Source organism: Pseudomonas sp. D4002 (assembly GCF_013385665.1).
Classification (GTDB): domain Bacteria; phylum Pseudomonadota; class Gammaproteobacteria; order Pseudomonadales; family Pseudomonadaceae; genus Aquipseudomonas.
Genome location: NZ_JACAPN010000038.1, coordinates 1 through 16637 on the forward strand (window position 1 = coordinate 1; position 16637 = coordinate 16637).

Here is a 16637-nt window from a genome sequence, read left to right on the forward strand (position 1 = left end):
GTCATGCTCGTAGGACGTCGGCGTATCGTCCCCGGGAAACAGCGCAATCAACCGACCGGCTTCGTCGTACTGATACGCCGTCACCGCCCCCAGCGGATCCTGCTCGACCGTCAGCCGGCCTTTTTCATCGTAGGATTTGAAGTGCTGCGCGCCGTCCGGATCGATCCGCTGCACCAGCCGTGCGCGCTGGTCGTGGACGTAGACTTCCTGGCTGCCATCGGCGTTGTGCACGGTGACCGTGCCGTTGTCGTCCCACACATACCGCGTGTCCATCTGCGAAAAACTGGCCCAGTGCCGGACGCACCTTGCCGCCTTGCCGGACCGTTCCCACTCCCAGAAGAAACTCGCCCCACCGGCCAGTTCCCGCTCCAGGATCACCTGCTGATCGTCGTACCGATAACGCTCGCTTTCGCCGACAGCGTTGGTCGCTTCAATCAATCGCCAAGCGTCGTCATACCTGTAGGAAACAACGTTCTGTTCGGTGACCCAGCCCGGCTCCCGCTGCACCTGATAGTCGACGGCAACGATATGGCCGCGCTCATACCGCAGCAGCAATCCCTGGCCAACATGGTTATCGATCCGATGAATCCGCCCGGAATAATCGCGGGAAATGCGCAGCCGGTTGTCGTAAGCGTCACTGATCGCCGTCAGCACACCGTCACGGAAGTGGTAGAAAAGCGACGCCTGAGCCAGCACCCATTCATCCGGCAAAGCACCCCGATAAATCGCCGCTTCCGCCAGGCTATTGGTGATGGCCGGCCGTGCAGCAGAGGGCAGGGGAAAGGTGGTGCTGCGGTTTTCGTGATCGGTCCACACCACCGATTCGCCGCTCACCACCAAGCGCTGCGCCAGCGCATGACTCCAGCCAAACCCCAACCCGCAATCCACTTCCACGGCACTGCTGCGATACAACCGCGTCCAGGCAAATGGCAGGACACCCTCCAACGAGCCGTCTGTGAGGGTCAGCAGTTCCTCACCAGTAACCATCGAAACCGGGCAGCCATTGGTACAGGTATTCGCCGAACAGACCGAAGCATCCCCATTGGGGTTTTTCGCCGAAGCCGGGGCATCATCCACATGTTCTTGCTTCACCAGCGCCGTGCGCGCCGTCTTCGGCTCCCGCACCATCGGTGCCGGGTTGGATATCTCGTCCACGCCAGCCTTCAACGGCACCGCCGCAGCCTTCACCGGTACTGCCTGACTCTGAAGCGATAACGGCTTAAGCACCTCCGCGTGCCTATCCAACGGGGCCGTACCGCCCAACTTGGCAATCTGTTCCAACCACTCCCGTGCCCGCTCGGACCTGACCTTGCCCAGCACCTGCGCGCCTAGCCGTACCGCCACACCCATACCGCCGGTAGCCCACAGCAACAGCAGGTTGAGCAACACCTCGGTGGTGATTTCCCCGAGCAACTCAAACATGTAATGCGGCGGCAGCATGCGCATCCAGCTGACCATCGCGGACAGGTAGATGAACAGCAGCGGCTCGTCGCTGAGAATCAACAATCCCTTGGCAATCGCCTCATGACTGAGCTTCAGGAGCGCTCCAAGCTCGGCTTGGGAGAGGTACTGCAGGAGCTTTTCGCTGTTGGGCTTGATGTCTGCCAGCCACTGGTACAGCTGCGCAATACCGTCCCAGAGACCGTAAAGCACGTTTTCAAAGCCCCGCGCATAAGCCAGTTGCAGCGAGGTGTAGCGCTCGCCATAACCCGCCTTGGAATAGCTCTCCCATATCGGCTTGAACGTGCTCGTCCACTGACCGCGCAAGTTGCCTTCCAGCGAGCTGATCTCGGACTGATAGGAGGCATACAGTGCCTTGATGTGATCCTGGGAAACGTTGGGATAAAAACTGACCCGGTACTGCCGGTCGACGGTGCACTCGGTGACTTCGAGAATGCCGCTGGGGCCGATGGTTTTATGGATGGGGTCGCCGAGGGCGCCACCGTCTTGCGCGACTTCCTGCAGCATCACCGGCGTATTGCCGATGGGCACGAACCGTGTGCTCTGGAACATGTGCACCAGGGTCAACGGTGAGTTGGCCTTGCAGGTCGCGACGGTGCTGGCGGGATACAGGGAATGGGTGATGGGCGCGACCAGCGAAACCTCGTCGCCGACCTTGAACACCTGCTCGACATCCAGTGCCGAAAAGCTCCAGAAGCTCTCGGCCCACGCGTCGTAGGTGTTCAGGCAATGTGTGAAGTCGTTGAGAACCCCATCGACGTCGCGCGTCTTCGGGTCCATCGCCGCCACGACCAGAAAGCCTATGGCGGGATTCAAGAGGCAGCCCCATCGGGCAGGGCATTAATCGAAAAAAACATCGGCGTTCCCTCGCGCTGTGTGATCAGGCGAGGGACTTTGCAGAGGTTCTCAGGGCAGGGGAGTAGAGGTTATCCGGCAGTTCGGTAGGACGTTTCGTTAAACCTCCGGCAAGGTCGAGCCGCCATCCACCACCAGCGTCTGCCCAGTGATATAGCCCGCCAGGTCCGATGCCAGGAACAGCATTGCCCCGGCAATATCCGACGGTGCGCCCAGCCGTCCCAGCGGTACCCGGCTGGCGATCTGTGCATTTACCTGGTCATTCCCCAGGTTGCCCATGGCCGGGGTTGCGATCATGCCGGGCTCCACACCGTTGACTCGCACATTCAAACCGGCCAGTTCCAGCGCCGCATTGCGAATGAACCCGTTGACCCCGGCCTTCGACGCCGCATAGTGACTCAACCCCGGAAACGCAACCCGGGGACCTGTGACAGACGACGTAACCAGCACGCAGCCCCGACCCTGACGGCGGAACATCGGCAGCGCCGCCTGGGTCAGCCAGAACAACGCCGAGAGGTTGACCGCCAAGGTACGGCCGAGCATCGCCGGAGTGATCTCGGCAAAGGGCGTCAGCGGAAAATACCCGGCGTTATGCACCAGAATATCCAGCCGCCCCCAGTCGTGTTCCACCCCCGCAATCAGCTCGAAAACCGCAGCCGCATCCGCCAGATCCACCGTCACCGCTTCCACCTGGCAGCCGCGCCCGCACAGCTCCAGCGCGAGCGCCTCTGCCAGTTGCAGGTCGGCGATCATCACCCGCGCGCCCCGCAGGGCAAACGCTTCGACGATGGCCCGACCAATACCCTGGGCGCCACCCGTTACCAATACGTTGCGACCAGTGAAATCCAGGTCTTCATTCATGACGCTGCTCCATACGCGCATAGGCCAGCGTCGGCACATCGACGATGCTTGAGCCTCCGTCCGCCACCAGCGTCGCACCCGTAATGATCGACGCGTCACTGGATGCCAGGAAGCGGCACACCCTGGCGATTTCTTCAGCGCTGGCCGGCCGGCGCAACGGCACATCGGCGCACACCCGGTCATAGGCGTGCTGCAGCGTCTCGCCATGGAAATCCATCAACGGCTGCATTTCCTCATCCGCCATCGGCGTGCGCACCCAGCCGGGGCACACCGCGTTCACCCGCACCCCGCGCGGGCCATAATCTCGGGCCAGCGAGCGATTGAGCCCGAGCAAGGCATGCTTGGCCGTGGTGTAGCCGCACACCTCGGGCCCGGCAGCCAGTGAGGCAATCGAACCCATCAGCACGATGTTCCCGCCACTTTCCAGCAGCAGCGGCAAACACGCCCGCGCACTGTAGAAGGCGCTGTCGAGGTTGCTGCGCAGCGCCGCTTCCCAGGTCTGCGGGCTGGTGTCGGTGGCGCTGCCCACGCCATGGCCGCCCGCACAGGCCAGCAGCACGTCGATCCGCCCATAGTGCTGGCGAATCTGCGTAATAAAACCCTCCCAGGTCTGCGGGCAGGCCGCATCACCCACCAACACCAACCCCCCGGTTTCCCGCGCGACCTGCTCCAGCGGTTCGCGACGACGGCCGATCAGTATCAACTGCGCACCCTCGGCAGCATACAGCCGGGCGCACGCAGCACCGATGCCCGTGCCGGCCCCGGTGATCACAATCGTGCGCGGCTCAGTCATCAGGATGCTCCGTGCGATTGAGCACCTGGCAGTAGGAACTGATGGGAAAGTTCGATAGTTCATCGAAGGAGGCGTCGGCATAGCCAAAGATCTTGCCGTCGCTGCGGTGTTGCTGCAGGTCGATCAGCACCAGGCCGAGGGTGGGGATGATTTTTTCGCGCCAGACGAACAGGTAGAGCTGGTGGGCGATCTTGTAGTAATCGCAGCGGTCGGTGTCGCACAGGCCTTGCTCGACACCCTTGAGGCATTGCCAGGCGTAGAACTGGTGGTTGAGGTAGATGTGCTCGTAGACCTCGCTCGGGCTGTAGCGGTACTGGTTGCGCAGGCCGATCAGGTCGGTGGTTGGTGCGTGGGGGCATTGGCCTGGCTGCCACGGGCGGTCGAGGCTGCCGTGGAGGAATTCCACTTCCACCGACGTCAGCGGCTTGCCGGCAAGGGCGCGGCTGTAGAGGCCTTCGCGGGTTTGTTCCTGGGTGGGCATGCGCCCGAGCACAGCGGTGAACGAAGCGCTGGCGGTGTCGAGCACCAGGCTGACCGACCAGGCCTGCGTGCCTTCGCGCTTGATGAAATCCACCAGGTACAGGCCGGGGCGCACCGAGGTCGCACGGTAGGTGGCGCTGCCGCTGGAGTGACCGTCGGCTGCAACCCAGGAGAGCCTGTCGCGCTCGAAACGGTGCTCGATCTGCCAGCCATTGGCGAAGTGCAGGGTGAAGGCCTTGCCGCTCAGGTCGGCCAGGTTCGGCAGGATAAATGCCTCTGGGGCGAAGCCGTCGGCCAGGGCGCCCACGGTGATCCAGTCAGAAGGGGTGGTCATTTGCGAAGCTCCGGTTGGGTGGGTGAACACCACGAATCATCGCGCCCGGGAGCAGGCGCGGGTATCAACCGGATGGTTGAGGCGAACTACAGGAAAAGACTTCCCACCAGTTCTGTGCGACTGCTGACGCCGGCCTTGCGAAACAGGTTGATCAGGTGGGTCTTGATGGTGGGCAGGCCGACATCCAGCTCCTGGGCCAACTGTTTATTGCTGGCGCCCTGGCGCAACAGCAGGGCGATCTGGCGCTCCTTGGGTGTGAGACCGGCCAATGCATCTTCAGTGGGCTGCATGTTGGCCACCGCCAGTTGCAGCAAGGTTTGCAGGGCGTTCAGTTGGGCCAGTTGCTCGCCGGTGAAAGCGCCCTGGTCGGCGGTGCGCAACAGCGAAATCGCCGCCTGGGGCTGGCCGGCGCGCTGGGCGAAAATCTCCACCACATCGACCACGCCATAGCGCCGCAGAAAATCCCCATAGCGCCGGGTATCCCGCGCCGGCTGGCGGGCCATGGCAAGGCCCAGCGGCACCACCGCCAGGCCACTGGACAGGCAGTTGCGCGGTTGCAACGGGTCGAATTGGCGGTAGTTGTCGAGGTAGTCGCGGTGCATTTCGCCGCTCATGCCGTGCAACTGGAAATCCCGGGCTTGCAGCTGGCGGTCGACGCAATAGAACGCGGCCTGGCTGACCGGAATCAAGCGGGTGAAAGCCTGCAGGCACTGGCCGGCGACTTCGTGGGCGGGGAGAGCGTGCATGGGTGGGCACCTGCGCCAAAAGGCTGCCGACGGGTGCCGGCAGCCGGGGCTATCACACCACGGCGAAGTAGTGTTTGACGAAACTTTCGCTGACCACTTCCCACAGCACCGGGGTGCCCTTGGTCACGAACCAGCTGTCACCGGCCTTGTAGCGGGTCCTCTGGCCGGTGGACTCGTCGGTGAGCACCACTTCGCCGGTGACCACGGTGGCTTGTTCGGCAAACGGGTAGACCATGCGGAACTTGCCCTGGGTGGTGCCGAAATAGGCGCTGCTGACCGGGTCGGTGGGGGCACCGAAGGTCATTTTTCCGAAGGCCCGGACTTCGCCTTCGAGGATGGTCGAGCCGAGGTCGGCGACGGTGCCCCAGGCGTCGAGTTCGGATAGCTGGATGTCTTTCTTGAGGGTAACGAGGGTCATGGCAGTTGCTCCTGATGAGAAAAAATTAGTGACCAACTGTAGGAGCGAGCTTGCTCGCGAAGGTCGTCAACGATGACGTTGGCGTCCTGGATTAACGCGGCGCCCTTGGGTTTTTCGCGAGCAAGCTCGCTCCTACAGGTGTCAGGCGTGGGATTTAGCGGCGGCCGTTCCAGTAACCGGAGAGCTGGTGCCAGGATTTGCCGGCGGTAAGCAGCAGCGGGCGGATCGCGTCCTTGCCGATGATGGTCGGGCGATGGATCGAGCTGACCAAGTCATACCGCGCCGAGCCTTCGCTCATGCCTTCGGCCAGCACCTTGCAGATGATGTGGCTTGGGGTCACGCCGAAGCCCGAATAGCCCTGCACGTAGAACGCGTTGCTGCGCCCGGGCAAGGTGCCGACCTGCGGGAACAGGTTCGGGCTGCAGGCCATCGGGCCGCCCCAGGCCAGGTCGATCTTCACGTCCTTGAGGTACGGGAAAATCTTCAGCATCAGGTTGCGGTTCCAGGCTTTCAAATCGCCGGGAATGTGCTCCACCAAAGGCGTGGCGGCGCCGAACAGCAGGCGGTTTTCGTTGGTGACGCGGTAGTAGTCGATCACCGGGCGAATGTCGCTGTAGGCCCCGCGAATCGGGCTGATACGGTTGATCAGCTCTTCTGGCAACGGCTCGGTCATCATCTGGAACGCGTAGGTGTTGATGGTCGAGCGGTGCAGTTCCGGCTCCAGCTTGTTGAGGAAACTGTCGCAGGCCCACAGCAGCTTGCTGGCCTTGACCGAACCGCGGCCGGTGCGCACGGTGATGCGCTCGCCATAACTGACTTCCAGCGCCGGGCTGTTCTCGAAAATCCGCACGCCGTGGCCGGCCAGGGCCTTGGCTTCGCCCAGCAGCAGGTTCAACGAGTGCACATGCCCGCCGCCCATGTGCAGCAGGGCGCTGCTGTAGGCGTCGGAGCCGATGATCTGCCTGACGTCGGAGCCGCCAAGAAAGCGGATCTCGTGTTGGGTGTTGATGGATTTGAAGTCTTTCTCCCAGGCGCGCAGGGTCTTTTCCTGGCGGGCGTTGAAGCCCATGTAGCCATAGCCGTGGCAGAAGTCGGCATCGATGTCGTACTTGGCGATGCGGTTCTTGATGATGTCGGCGCCCAGGTCGCTGATCTCGAAGATCTGGCGCAGGCCGTCTTCACCCACGTCCTTCTTGATCTTTTCCAGGTCGTGGCCGATGCCGGCCATGATCTGCCCACCATTACGCCCGGTTCCGCCGAAACCCAGGTAACGCGCTTCCAGCACGACGATGTTGGTGATGCCTTTTTCGGCGAGCTCCAGGGCGGTGTTGATCCCGGAAAAGCCGCCACCGATGATCACCACGTCGGCTTCCACGTCCTGCTCCAGGGTGGGGAAGCTGAGGTTGTATTTCTTGGTCGCCGTGTAATAGGTCGGCGTTTCGATATTGATCATTGCGCTGCCTGACAGTGAAGAGCTAATGAGTGTATTAAGGCCGTTGGCGCGCTGGATGTCTTGATTCTGTGTGCCGCCGGTTTTGATCCTGCGCGCCAGAGCCTTCGCCGGCTTCACAAGTTATAGCGTGAGGTGGGGAGGAGAGTGTTAGAGTTTCGTTAAAACATTAACTAAATCTATCGTGACCCTGAGCCTATGTTGAAACCCAGACAATCCCTGACCCTGACCTTGCTTCAGGCCCGTGAAGCGGCCATGAGTTTTTTCCGGCCCTCGCTGAATGAGCATGGGCTGACCGAGCAGCAATGGCGGGTTATTCGAATTCTCAGCCAGCATGACGAGCTGGAGATTTACCAACTGGCGGAACTGGCGTGCATTCTCAAGCCGAGCATGACCGGCGTGCTGGTGCGCATGGAGGCGGCGGGGATGGTGCACCGGCGCAAGGCCGAGCAGGATCAGCGGCGGGTGCTGGTGACGCTGGCGGAGAAGGGCAAGGCCAGTTTCGAGTCGATGAGCCAGTGCATGGAGGAGAATTACCAGCGGTTGCAGGAGCAGTTCGGGGAGGAGAAGTTGCAGGTGTTGCTGGGGTTGCTGGATGAGTTGAAGACTATCAAGCGCTGACACACCGCCTATCCAAATGTGGGAGCGGGCTTGCTCGCGAATGCGGTGGGTCAGCCAACAAACCTGGCACTGATACACCGCTTTCGCGAGCAAGCCCGCTCCCACATTTTGGATCTTTGTGGTTTCAGAGCGTCAGTACACGCCGCCGGTAATGGCCGGTGTTGCGGTGTCCTTGAATTTCGCCGCCAACCCCTGCAACCCGCGCATCAACACGGTCGTATCCACCCCTACCGCCACAAACGCCGCCCCCAGCTCGATATACCGCCGCGCCAGTTTCTCATCCGCGCTCAAGATGCCCGCCGCCTTGCCGGCTTTTTGAATCCGTACGATGGCGTCCTCAATCGCCGCCTGCACCTCGGGGTGCCCGGGATTCCCCCGATGCCCCATGGCCGCACTCAAATCCGCCGGCCCGATAAACACCCCATCCACGCCATCAACCGCCGCAATCGCGTCCAGGTTGTCCAGGCCTTCACGGTTCTCGATCTGCACCAGCAGGCACATCTGTGCATCGGCCTCATCCAGGTAACCGGGAATACTGTTCCAGCGCGACGCCCGCGCCAGCGCGCTGCCCACGCCCCGTACACCACCCGGTGGATAACGCATCGCCCGCACCAGCTGCCGTGCCTGGTCAGCCGTCTCCACCATCGGCACCAACAGCGTCTGCACGCCGATATCCAGCACCTGCTTGATCAACGCCGTATCGCCGATCACCGGGCGAATCACCGGTTGGCTGTCATAAGGCGCGACAGCCTGCAGTTGGCCGAGCATGCCGCGCAGGTCATTGGGCGCGTGCTCGCCGTCGATCAGCAGCCAGTCGAACCCGGCATTCGCCGCCAGTTCGGCGCAATAAGCGTCCGCCAAACCGAGCCACAGGCCGATCTGGGTCTCGCCACGTTGCAGGCGCTGCTTGAAACGGTTGATGGGCATGTCCATGAAACAGTCCTCCAGTATTCAGACAAAGCGGCAGGAGATGGAACCCAGCATGTCGTAGTCGACATGGAAGGTGTCACCCGGATTCGCCGCCACCGGGCGGGTGAAGGAGCCGCCGAGGATGATCTGGCCGGGTTGCAGGGTGACGTCGTACGGCGCCAGTTTGTTCGCCAGCCAGGCCACGCCCTTGGCCGGATGGTTAAGTACCGCAGCCGACACCCCGGACTCTTCGATCACCCCGTTGCGGTACAGCACCGCCGGCACCTTGCGCAGGTCGATCTCGGTGGGGCGCACGGCGCGGCCGCCCATCACCACGCCGGCATTGGCGGCGTTGTCGGAAATGGTGTCGAACACCTTGCGGGTGGCGTTGGTGTGCGGGTCGATCTGCTGGATGCGGGCGTCGATGATTTCCAGCGCCGGGATCACCCATTCCGTGGCATCGAGCACATCGAAAATCGTGCAGTTTGGGCCCTTGAGCGGCTTGCCGAGGATGAACGCCAGTTCCACTTCCACCCTCGGCACGATGAAGCGCTCGAAGGGGATGTCGGTGCCTTCGTCGAAGAACATGTCATCGAGCAGGGCGCCGTAATCCGGCTCGGTGATGTTCGACGACACCTGCATCGCCCGCGACGTCAGGCCGATCTTGTGCCCGACCAGCTTGCGCCCGTCCTTGATTTTCCGGGCCACCCAGGCGCGCTGGATGGCGTAGGCGTCTTCAATCGTGATGTTCGGGTGATCCAGGGAAAACTGGCGCACCTGTTCACGGGAGCGCTCGGCCTGGTCGAGGCGGGCGGCGGCTTGCTGAATAAGGGCTTGATCAAGCATGACAAAATCTCTACTGGGGATTGACGATGGCCGCATGGGTGCGCAGCACCAGCAGGCCGCCGAGGGCGATAAGCAGCGCCAGCACGTACAGGGCCAGGCTCGCGCTTTGGGTGGTGTCGCGCATCCAGCCGATCAGGTAGGGCGCGAGGAACGAAGCGATGCTGCCGAACGAGCTGATCAGCGCGATGCCGGCCGCCTGGGTGCTGTTGGACAGGAACGCCGGCGGCAATTGCCAGAACATCGGCAGCGCAGCGCTGGCGCCCATGCCGGCGAGGATCAGGCCGCCCAGCACCAGGGTCGGGTTGGTGGGCGAGAGCCCGGCCACCGCAATACCGATGGCCGACATCAGCAACGGCACGCACAGGTGCCAGCGGCGTTCGCGGTTGCGGTCGGACGAGCGCCCGCAGCCGATCATGAAGAAGCACCCGGCCAGATACGGTACGGCGCTCAGCAAGCCGACCTGGCTGTCGCGGCCGATGCCGGCGCCGTGGATCAGGGTGGGCATCCAGAACGCCAGGGTGTTCACCGCCAGCATCACCGCGAAGTACACCGCCACCAGCAGCCACACCTGCGGGTCACGCAGGATGCCGCCGAAGGAGGTGATGGATTTGCGCTGTTCTTCAGTGCTCAGTTGCTCGCGCAGTTGTTGCTTTTGCGCGGGCTCCAGCCACTTCACGGTTTCGAAGCTGTCGGGCAGGTATTTCAGGACGACCAGGCCGAGCAGCACCACCGGGGCGCCTTCGATCAGGAACATCCACTGCCAGCCCCGCAGCCCGCCGAAATCATGGAAGTTCTCCAGGATCGCACCGGACAACGGGCCACCAATCACACCGGCCATGGGCACGGCAATCGCAAACAGTGCGGTGACTTGCGCGCGGCGGCGGGCCGGGTACCAGCGGTTGAGGAACACCAGGATCCCCGGGAAGAAGCCGGCTTCGGCCACCCCCAGCAGAAAGCGCAGCACGTAGAAGCCCGTGGAGCTTTCGATCCACAGCATGCTGGTGGAGAGCACGCCCCACACCACCATCAGGCAGGCGATCCAGCGCCGTGGGCCGACCCGGTCCAGGGCCATGTTGCTGGGTACGCCGAACAGCGCGTAGGCGATGAAAAACAGGCCGGCACCGAGGCCATACACCGTGTCGCTGAAGTGCAGGTCGGTGCTCATCTGCATCTTGGCGAAGCCGATGTTGATGCGGTCCAGGTGGGCAAACAGGTAGCAGATCAGCAGCAACGGCATCAGTCGCCAGGTGACGATGCTGTGGGTGCGCTGATGTTCGATCAGGGTGGTGCTGTCGGCGGTATTGGCTGTGCTCATGATGTTGTTCTTTTTTGTTTGAGTGGCCATGGGCGGAAAGGTGGGCTGTGCTCAGCCCGCCTGGTTCTTCAGGAATGCGTGCACGTTGTTCTGCTTGAAATTCAGCTCGGGGTGCAGCTCGATCATCTCGAACGACAACGCCAGCAGCCGCTGGGATTGCAGCTCGGCGAAGTGTTCGGTGATGACCTTGAACAGGGCTTCGGCCACCGCCTTGCGGGTTTCCAGGTCGCGCCCGTGGCCGACCTTGAGGGTCATGTGGACGAAGGCGTAGTCATGCTTGCCGTCGGCCATGCGCCAGGTGTCCAGGCGCACTCCGCGACTGCGGATGCCCCCCAGGGGAAACACGCCGCTGTCCCCCAGCACGGCGTGAACCTGCTCGAACAGGGCCGGCAGGTTGGCCTGCTGCTCGATGTTGTCGGTGTATTCGGCGATGAAGTGCGGCATGTGTATCTCCTCTTGGGGTGAGGTACAGCGAATTCCTTGTAGGAGCTGGCTTGCCTGCGATGGCATCAACTCGGTGCGACAGATACACCGAGGTGCCTGCATCACAGGCAAGCCAGCGCCTACAGGTGATCTTCACCAAGGCTCATAAAGGGAAAATGGCATTGATCTGCCCGGTGCCCGAACTGCCGAACGGCTGGGTGATGATCTCGGCCGGCTGGTTGTAGTCCGGCCCGCCCAGCAGTCCCAGGAGCATCGCGGTGTCGTGCATCTTGCCTTCGCCGAAGCAGTGCTCGGCGTAGTCCGGCAGCATTGCGCAGAACTCCTTGAAGCGGCCTTGCTTCCACATCTCCACCACGTGCAGGTCCATCTGTTTGTCGAATTCACGGGTCCAGTTGTGGATGTTGGCTTCGGCTTCGCGGTCGTCCGAGAAACGGTGGGAGAGGGAGCCCGAGGCCAGCACCAGGACTTTGCGGTCGCTTTTCTCGATCGCCCGGCGCACGGCGGCGCCGAACGCAAAGCTGTCTTCCAGGCGGTGCCAGGCGCACCACGCGGCAATCGAGATCACGTCGAACTTCTGCGCGTCCGGCACGCCCATGTGCATGTAGCGCATCGGCACCAGGGTGCCGTATTCCAGCTCCAGGCTCGGGATGTTGTGGGCCATGGTGCGCACGCCGGCCAGGTTGGCCTCGGCGGCGATCAACTCGCCCAGCTCGGGGCAGCCCGGGTACTCGTACTCCATGTTCTTGATGAAATGCGGCAGCTCGTTGCTGGTGTAGGTGCCCTTGAAATGCTCGCCGCAGTTGACGTGATAGCCGCTGTTGACCAGCCAGTGCACGTCGAACACCACCGCGGTGTCGGCCCCCAGTTCACGGGCGCGCCGCCCGATTTCCTTGTGCCCGGCGATGGCTGCTTCGCGGCAACCGTGGTGCTTGCCGGGCAGTTCCGACAGGTACATCGAGGGGACGTGGCAGATCTTCGCTGCCAGAACCACTTCGCCCATGATCATTCTCCTGAGTATTTATTCTTTTGTAGGAGCGAGCTTGCTCGCGAAAAACGTCAACGATAACGCAGCACTTCTGTTAGCCCGCGGCGCCTGCGGGTTCTTCGCGAGCAAGCTCGCTCCTACAGGTAGCGTTGTTATATCCGGGTTACACACCCCAGCGCGGGATGTGATGACTGCCCATGGAAATGCACACGTTCTTGATCTCGGCAAACACTTCGAAGCTGTACTGGCCGCCTTCACGGCCGGTGCCGGAACCTTTTACCCCACCAAACGGCTGGCGCAAGTCCCGCACGTTCTGGCTGTTGATGAACACCATGCCGGCTTCGATGCCGTAGGCCAGACGATGCGCCTTGCCGATGTCCTGGGTCCAGATATAGGACGCCAGGCCGTACTCGGTGTCGTTGGCCAGTTGCAGCGCCTCGGCTTCGTCCTTGAACGGGATCAGGCACACCACCGGGCCAAAGATTTCTTCCTGGGCGATGCGCATGTTGTTGTTCACATCGGCAAACACCGTCGGCTGGATAAACTGCCCGCGGCTCAAGTGCGCCGGCAGGTTGGCCGGGCGTTCCAGGCCGCCGGCCAGCAGGGTGGCGCCTTCTTCGAGGCCAATCCTGATGTAGCCGGTGACCTTGTCGTAGTGGGCCTGGGTGATCATCGAGCCGACCTGGGTCTTCGGGTCCTGTGGGTCGCCGACGATCAGGCGTTTGGCGCGGGCGGCAAATTCGGCGACGAACTGCGGGTACACGCTCTCCTGAATGAAGATCCGGCTGCCGGCGGTGCAGCGTTCACCGTTGAGCGAGAAGATGGTGAACAGTGCCGCGTCGAGGGCGCGGTCCAGGTCGGCGTCTTCAAAGATCAGCACCGGCGACTTGCCGCCCAGTTCCATGGAGTACTTTTTCAGCCCGGCGGTCTGCATGATTTTCTTGCCGGTGGCGGTACCGCCGGTGAAGGAAATCGCCCGCACGTCCGGGTGGCGCACCAGTGCATCACCGGCGGTGGCGCCGTAGCCCTGGATTACGTTCAGCACGCCGTTGGGAATCCCGGCTTCGACCGCCAGGCGCCCCAGTTCATTGGCCGTCAGCGGCGACAGCTCGGACATCTTCAGCACCGCGGTATTGCCCAGCGCCAGGCACGGCGCAGTCTTCCAGGTGGCGGTCATGAACGGCACGTTCCATGGCGACACCAACGCACACACACCCACCGGCTGGTAAAGCGTGTAATTGAGCATCTGGTCGTCCACCGGGTAACTGTGGCCGTCCATGCGGGTGCAGACTTCGGCGAAGAAATCGAAGTTGTGGGACGCCCGGGGAATCAGCACGTTCCTGGTCTGGTGGATCGGCAGGCCGGTGTCGAGGGTTTCCAGCTCGGCCAGGTGCGGCACGTTCTGTTCGATCAGCTCACCGAGCTTGCGCATCAAGCGGGCCCGTTCCTTGGCTGGCGTTCCCGCCCACTTCGGAAAGGCTTCCTTGGCTGCTGCAACGGCCTGCGCCACTTCCTCGGCACCGCCGCTGGCGACTTCACCGATGGCTTCGCCGGTGGCCGGGTTGTAGTTGATGAAGGTGTCTTTGCTCTCGACCTCACGGCCGTTGATCCAGTGTTTGATCATATTGCTCAAGCCTCTTTACGGGCGGCGAAAAAGTCCGCCTCGCTGACAATTCGATTGACCAGGCGGCCTACGCCTTCCACTTCCACGACCACTTCATCCCCCGGCACCACATCCGCCAGGCCTTCCGGGGTGCCGGTGGCGATCATGTCGCCGGGCTGCAGAGTCATGAAGCTGGACAGGTATTCGATCAAATACGGGATGTCGAAAATCATGTCCGAGGTCGAGCCTTCCTGGCGCAGTTCACCGTTGATCCAGGTGCGCAGCTTCAGGTTGCTCGGGTCCGGCACGTCGGCGACATCCACGATCCATGGGCCCACGGGCGTGGTGGCGTCGCGGTTTTTCACCCGCAGGTTGGGGCGGTAGTAGTTTTCCAGGTAGTCGCGGATCGCGTAGTCGTTGCACACCGTGTAGCCGGCCAGATACTCGAGGGCGTTCTCGCGCTTGACGTTGCGCGCAGGCTTGCCGATGACCGCCACCAGTTCGCACTCGTAGTGCATGTAGGCGACGTTGTCCGGGCGCCAGGTCACCTGGTTGTGGCCGGTGTAGGTGCCGGGGGACTTGATGAACGCCAGCGGTTCAGTCGGTGGCTTGAAGGCCAGTTCGGCGGCGTGGTCGGCGTAGTTCAGGCCGAGGGCAAACATGCTGCCGGTGGCCGGTGGCAGCCATTCGACCTGGTCTTCAGCCAGCAGGCGACCGTCGGCCAGGCGCACGGCGTTTTCAGCTTCTACCAGCACCTGGTGGGCTTCACCTTCAAAGCGAATACGGGCGTGTTTCATGACAGCTCCTCTGCCTTGATGTGGTTGACCAGGCGGCCCAGGCCGCTGATCTCGACTTCAACCGTGTCGCCGGGTTGCACATCCACCCGGCCTTCGGGGGTGCCGGTGATCAGCACGTCGCCTTCGTGCAGGGTCATGAACTCGCTGATCTCGGCGATCAACTGCGGCAGGCTGCGCACGAAATTGGCGGTGGAGTTTTGCTGGCGCAGTTCACCGTTGACGAACAGCTTCACGCTCAATTGATGCGGATTGGCGACCTGGTCGCGGGCCACCAGTTCCGGGCCCAATGCGCAGAAACCGTCCCGGCACTTGGCTTTCACCGCCGGGCGGTAGTAGCTGTCTTCCGGCAGGCTGAACTCATTGACGATGGTGTAGCCCGCCACATGCTCCAGGGCATTTTCGACGCTGACCCGGCTGGCGCTCTTGCCAATCACCACCCCGAGTGCCGGGCCCGGTTGCAGGCGTTCACCTTGCGGGTGCAGCACCACGCCGTCGTGGCCGTTGCGGGTATTGGGCGTCTTGATGAACAGCACCGGCTTCACCGGTGGTTTCTGGTAAGGCGCTTGTTCGAATTCGGCGAGACGTTGGTTCAGCAACCCCTGGTAGTTCAGCGCAACGCCGAACAGGGTGCCGTTCGCAACATCATGCAGGGCACGGCTCATGCTTTTCTCCTGGCAGTGGCGGGGCAGATTCGGACCTGCACCGTGGGAAATTCGTTAACGTGTTAACGTTATAATTAAGATGTTAACTATCGTCAAGCGTGGCAATATTTCAGGGCAGTCAAAACAACAAAGAGAATGCAGTGATGAGCGATCGTCAGCCGATCCCCAACATCAACATCGGGCAGGTCTACGACCAGCGTTACAGCGATGCCGAGGTGCACTACGACCGGCTCGGCAACCTGGCGGGATTTTTTGGCCGCAACATGCCGGTGCATCGCCATGACCGGTTTTTCCAGGTGCATTACGTCAAGACCGGCGCGGTGCGGGTCTACCTGGACGACCAGCAGTACCTCGAATCCGGGCCGATGTTTTTCCTCACGCCGCCGACGGTGGCGCATTCCTTCGTCACCGAAGCCGACGCCGACGGCCATGTGCTGACCGTGCGCCAGCAACTGGTGTGGGCCTTGATTGACGCCGACCCCAGCCTGGCCCCCGGCGCACAATTGCCGGCGGCCTGCGTGGCGTTGGCGCGGCTGGCACCGGAGTTTCAGCCCGAGGTGCGCCGCCTGGAATTCCTGTTTGATGAGCTGTGCAGCGAGATCAACGCCCAGGCCAGCGGACGCGGTTCGGCCCTGGACAGCCTGACGCGGCTGATCATGATCAGCCTGCTCAGGCTCTGCGCCAATTCCCTGGAAGCCCGCCCTGCACGTCACGAAGACCTGCGGATCTTTCACCGCTTCAACGAACTGATCGAAGACCACTACCTGCAACACTGGCCGCTGTCGCGCTACGCCGACGGTATCGGCGTCACTGAAGCGCGGCTCAACGAGGTGTGCCGACGCATCGCCGACCTGCCGTCCAAGCGCCTGATTCTGGAGCGGCTGATGCAGGAGGCCCGGCGCCTGCTGCTGTTCACCGGCAGTTCGGCGAATGAAATCTGCTACCAGTTGGGGTTCAAGGACCCGGCGTATTTCAGCCGGTTCTTCCAGCGCTACGCGCAGATGACGCCGGGGGAATACCGCCAGCGTCAATCGGGGTTGCGTTGAGGCGCCCGGCG

17 protein-coding genes are annotated in these 16637 nt (G+C 62.5%); 2 read left to right on the plus strand and 15 right to left on the minus strand.

Annotated elements, in window-relative coordinates; translation table 11 throughout:
- From HX824_RS24585 to HX824_RS24615, 7 genes are all read right to left on the minus strand, one after another.
- A partial coding sequence (locus HX824_RS24585; RefSeq protein WP_177055263.1) for a DUF6531 domain-containing protein occupies positions 1 to 2241 on the minus strand: 2241 nt, incomplete at its 3' end.
- A gap of 174 nt (positions 2242 to 2415) precedes the next feature.
- On the minus strand, positions 2416 to 3177 hold the full coding sequence (locus HX824_RS24590) for an SDR family oxidoreductase (protein ID WP_177055235.1): 762 nt from the start codon (positions 3175 to 3177) through the stop codon (positions 2416 to 2418).
- Positions 3170 to 3970, minus strand: a complete 801-nt coding sequence (locus HX824_RS24595; protein ID WP_102605817.1) for an SDR family NAD(P)-dependent oxidoreductase — start codon at positions 3968 to 3970, stop codon at positions 3170 to 3172. The genes HX824_RS24590 and HX824_RS24595 overlap by 8 nt, the downstream gene beginning before the upstream one ends.
- Positions 3963 to 4784: a molybdenum cofactor biosynthesis F family protein gene (locus HX824_RS24600; protein ID WP_177055237.1), complete on the minus strand. Its 822-nt coding sequence runs from the start codon at positions 4782 to 4784 to the stop codon at positions 3963 to 3965. Before HX824_RS24600 ends, HX824_RS24595 begins: the two co-directional genes overlap by 8 nt.
- Before the next feature lie 86 nt (positions 4785 to 4870).
- Entirely contained in the window at positions 4871 to 5530 is a 660-nt protein-coding gene (locus HX824_RS24605; protein WP_177055239.1) for a LuxR C-terminal-related transcriptional regulator, read from the minus strand.
- Between the two features lie 52 nt (positions 5531 to 5582).
- On the minus strand, positions 5583 to 5948 hold the full coding sequence (locus tag HX824_RS24610; protein ID WP_087694950.1) for a cupin domain-containing protein: 366 nt from the start codon (positions 5946 to 5948) through the stop codon (positions 5583 to 5585).
- Between the two features lie 154 nt (positions 5949 to 6102).
- Positions 6103 to 7401, minus strand: a complete 1299-nt coding sequence (locus tag HX824_RS24615) for an FAD-binding oxidoreductase (protein ID WP_008437180.1) — start codon at positions 7399 to 7401, stop codon at positions 6103 to 6105.
- A gap of 195 nt (positions 7402 to 7596) precedes the next feature.
- Here HX824_RS24615 and hpaR point away from each other — a divergent pair, with 195 nt between their 5' ends.
- Positions 7597 to 8019 carry a homoprotocatechuate degradation operon regulator HpaR gene (gene hpaR, locus HX824_RS24620; protein ID WP_003209875.1) on the plus strand — a complete coding sequence of 141 codons (423 nt, stop codon included), beginning with the start codon at positions 7597 to 7599 and terminating at the stop codon, positions 8017 to 8019.
- A 132-nt stretch (positions 8020 to 8151) separates the two neighbouring features.
- Here hpaR and hpaI read toward each other — a convergent pair whose 3' ends face one another.
- The 8 genes from hpaI to HX824_RS24660 all read right to left on the minus strand — a co-directional run bounded on the left by hpaI (position 8152) and on the right by HX824_RS24660 (position 15580).
- Entirely contained in the window at positions 8152 to 8952 is an 801-nt protein-coding gene (gene hpaI, locus HX824_RS24625) for a 4-hydroxy-2-oxoheptanedioate aldolase (protein WP_177022136.1), read from the minus strand.
- Between the two features lie 18 nt (positions 8953 to 8970).
- Positions 8971 to 9774, minus strand: a complete 804-nt coding sequence (gene hpaH, locus HX824_RS24630) for a 2-oxo-hept-4-ene-1,7-dioate hydratase (RefSeq protein ID WP_003209880.1) — start codon at positions 9772 to 9774, stop codon at positions 8971 to 8973.
- A 10-nt stretch (positions 9775 to 9784) separates the two neighbouring features.
- Positions 9785 to 11089, minus strand: a complete 1305-nt coding sequence (locus tag HX824_RS24635; RefSeq protein ID WP_008437183.1) for an MFS transporter — start codon at positions 11087 to 11089, stop codon at positions 9785 to 9787.
- Between the two features lie 51 nt (positions 11090 to 11140).
- Complete coding sequence (locus HX824_RS24640) at positions 11141 to 11533, minus strand: 5-carboxymethyl-2-hydroxymuconate Delta-isomerase (protein WP_087694947.1); 393 nt, start codon at positions 11531 to 11533, stop codon at positions 11141 to 11143.
- A gap of 142 nt (positions 11534 to 11675) precedes the next feature.
- Entirely contained in the window at positions 11676 to 12533 is an 858-nt protein-coding gene (gene hpaD / locus HX824_RS24645) for a 3,4-dihydroxyphenylacetate 2,3-dioxygenase (RefSeq protein WP_003209884.1), read from the minus strand.
- A 148-nt stretch (positions 12534 to 12681) separates the two neighbouring features.
- Positions 12682 to 14142 carry a 5-carboxymethyl-2-hydroxymuconate semialdehyde dehydrogenase gene (gene hpaE / locus HX824_RS24650; protein WP_177037363.1) on the minus strand — a complete coding sequence of 487 codons (1461 nt, stop codon included), beginning with the start codon at positions 14140 to 14142 and terminating at the stop codon, positions 12682 to 12684.
- 5 nt (positions 14143 to 14147) lie between these two features.
- Entirely contained in the window at positions 14148 to 14918 is a 771-nt protein-coding gene (locus tag HX824_RS24655; protein WP_177037364.1) for a fumarylacetoacetate hydrolase family protein, read from the minus strand.
- Positions 14915 to 15580: a fumarylacetoacetate hydrolase family protein gene (locus HX824_RS24660; protein ID WP_008437186.1), complete on the minus strand. Its 666-nt coding sequence runs from the start codon at positions 15578 to 15580 to the stop codon at positions 14915 to 14917. Before HX824_RS24660 ends, HX824_RS24655 begins: the two co-directional genes overlap by 4 nt.
- 143 nt (positions 15581 to 15723) lie before the next feature.
- On the opposite strand from HX824_RS24660, the gene hpaA reads away from it, so the two are divergent.
- Positions 15724 to 16626 carry a 4-hydroxyphenylacetate catabolism regulatory protein HpaA gene (hpaA, locus tag HX824_RS24665; RefSeq protein WP_003209891.1) on the plus strand — a complete coding sequence of 301 codons (903 nt, stop codon included), beginning with the start codon at positions 15724 to 15726 and terminating at the stop codon, positions 16624 to 16626.
- Positions 16627 to 16637 lie beyond the last annotated feature (11 nt).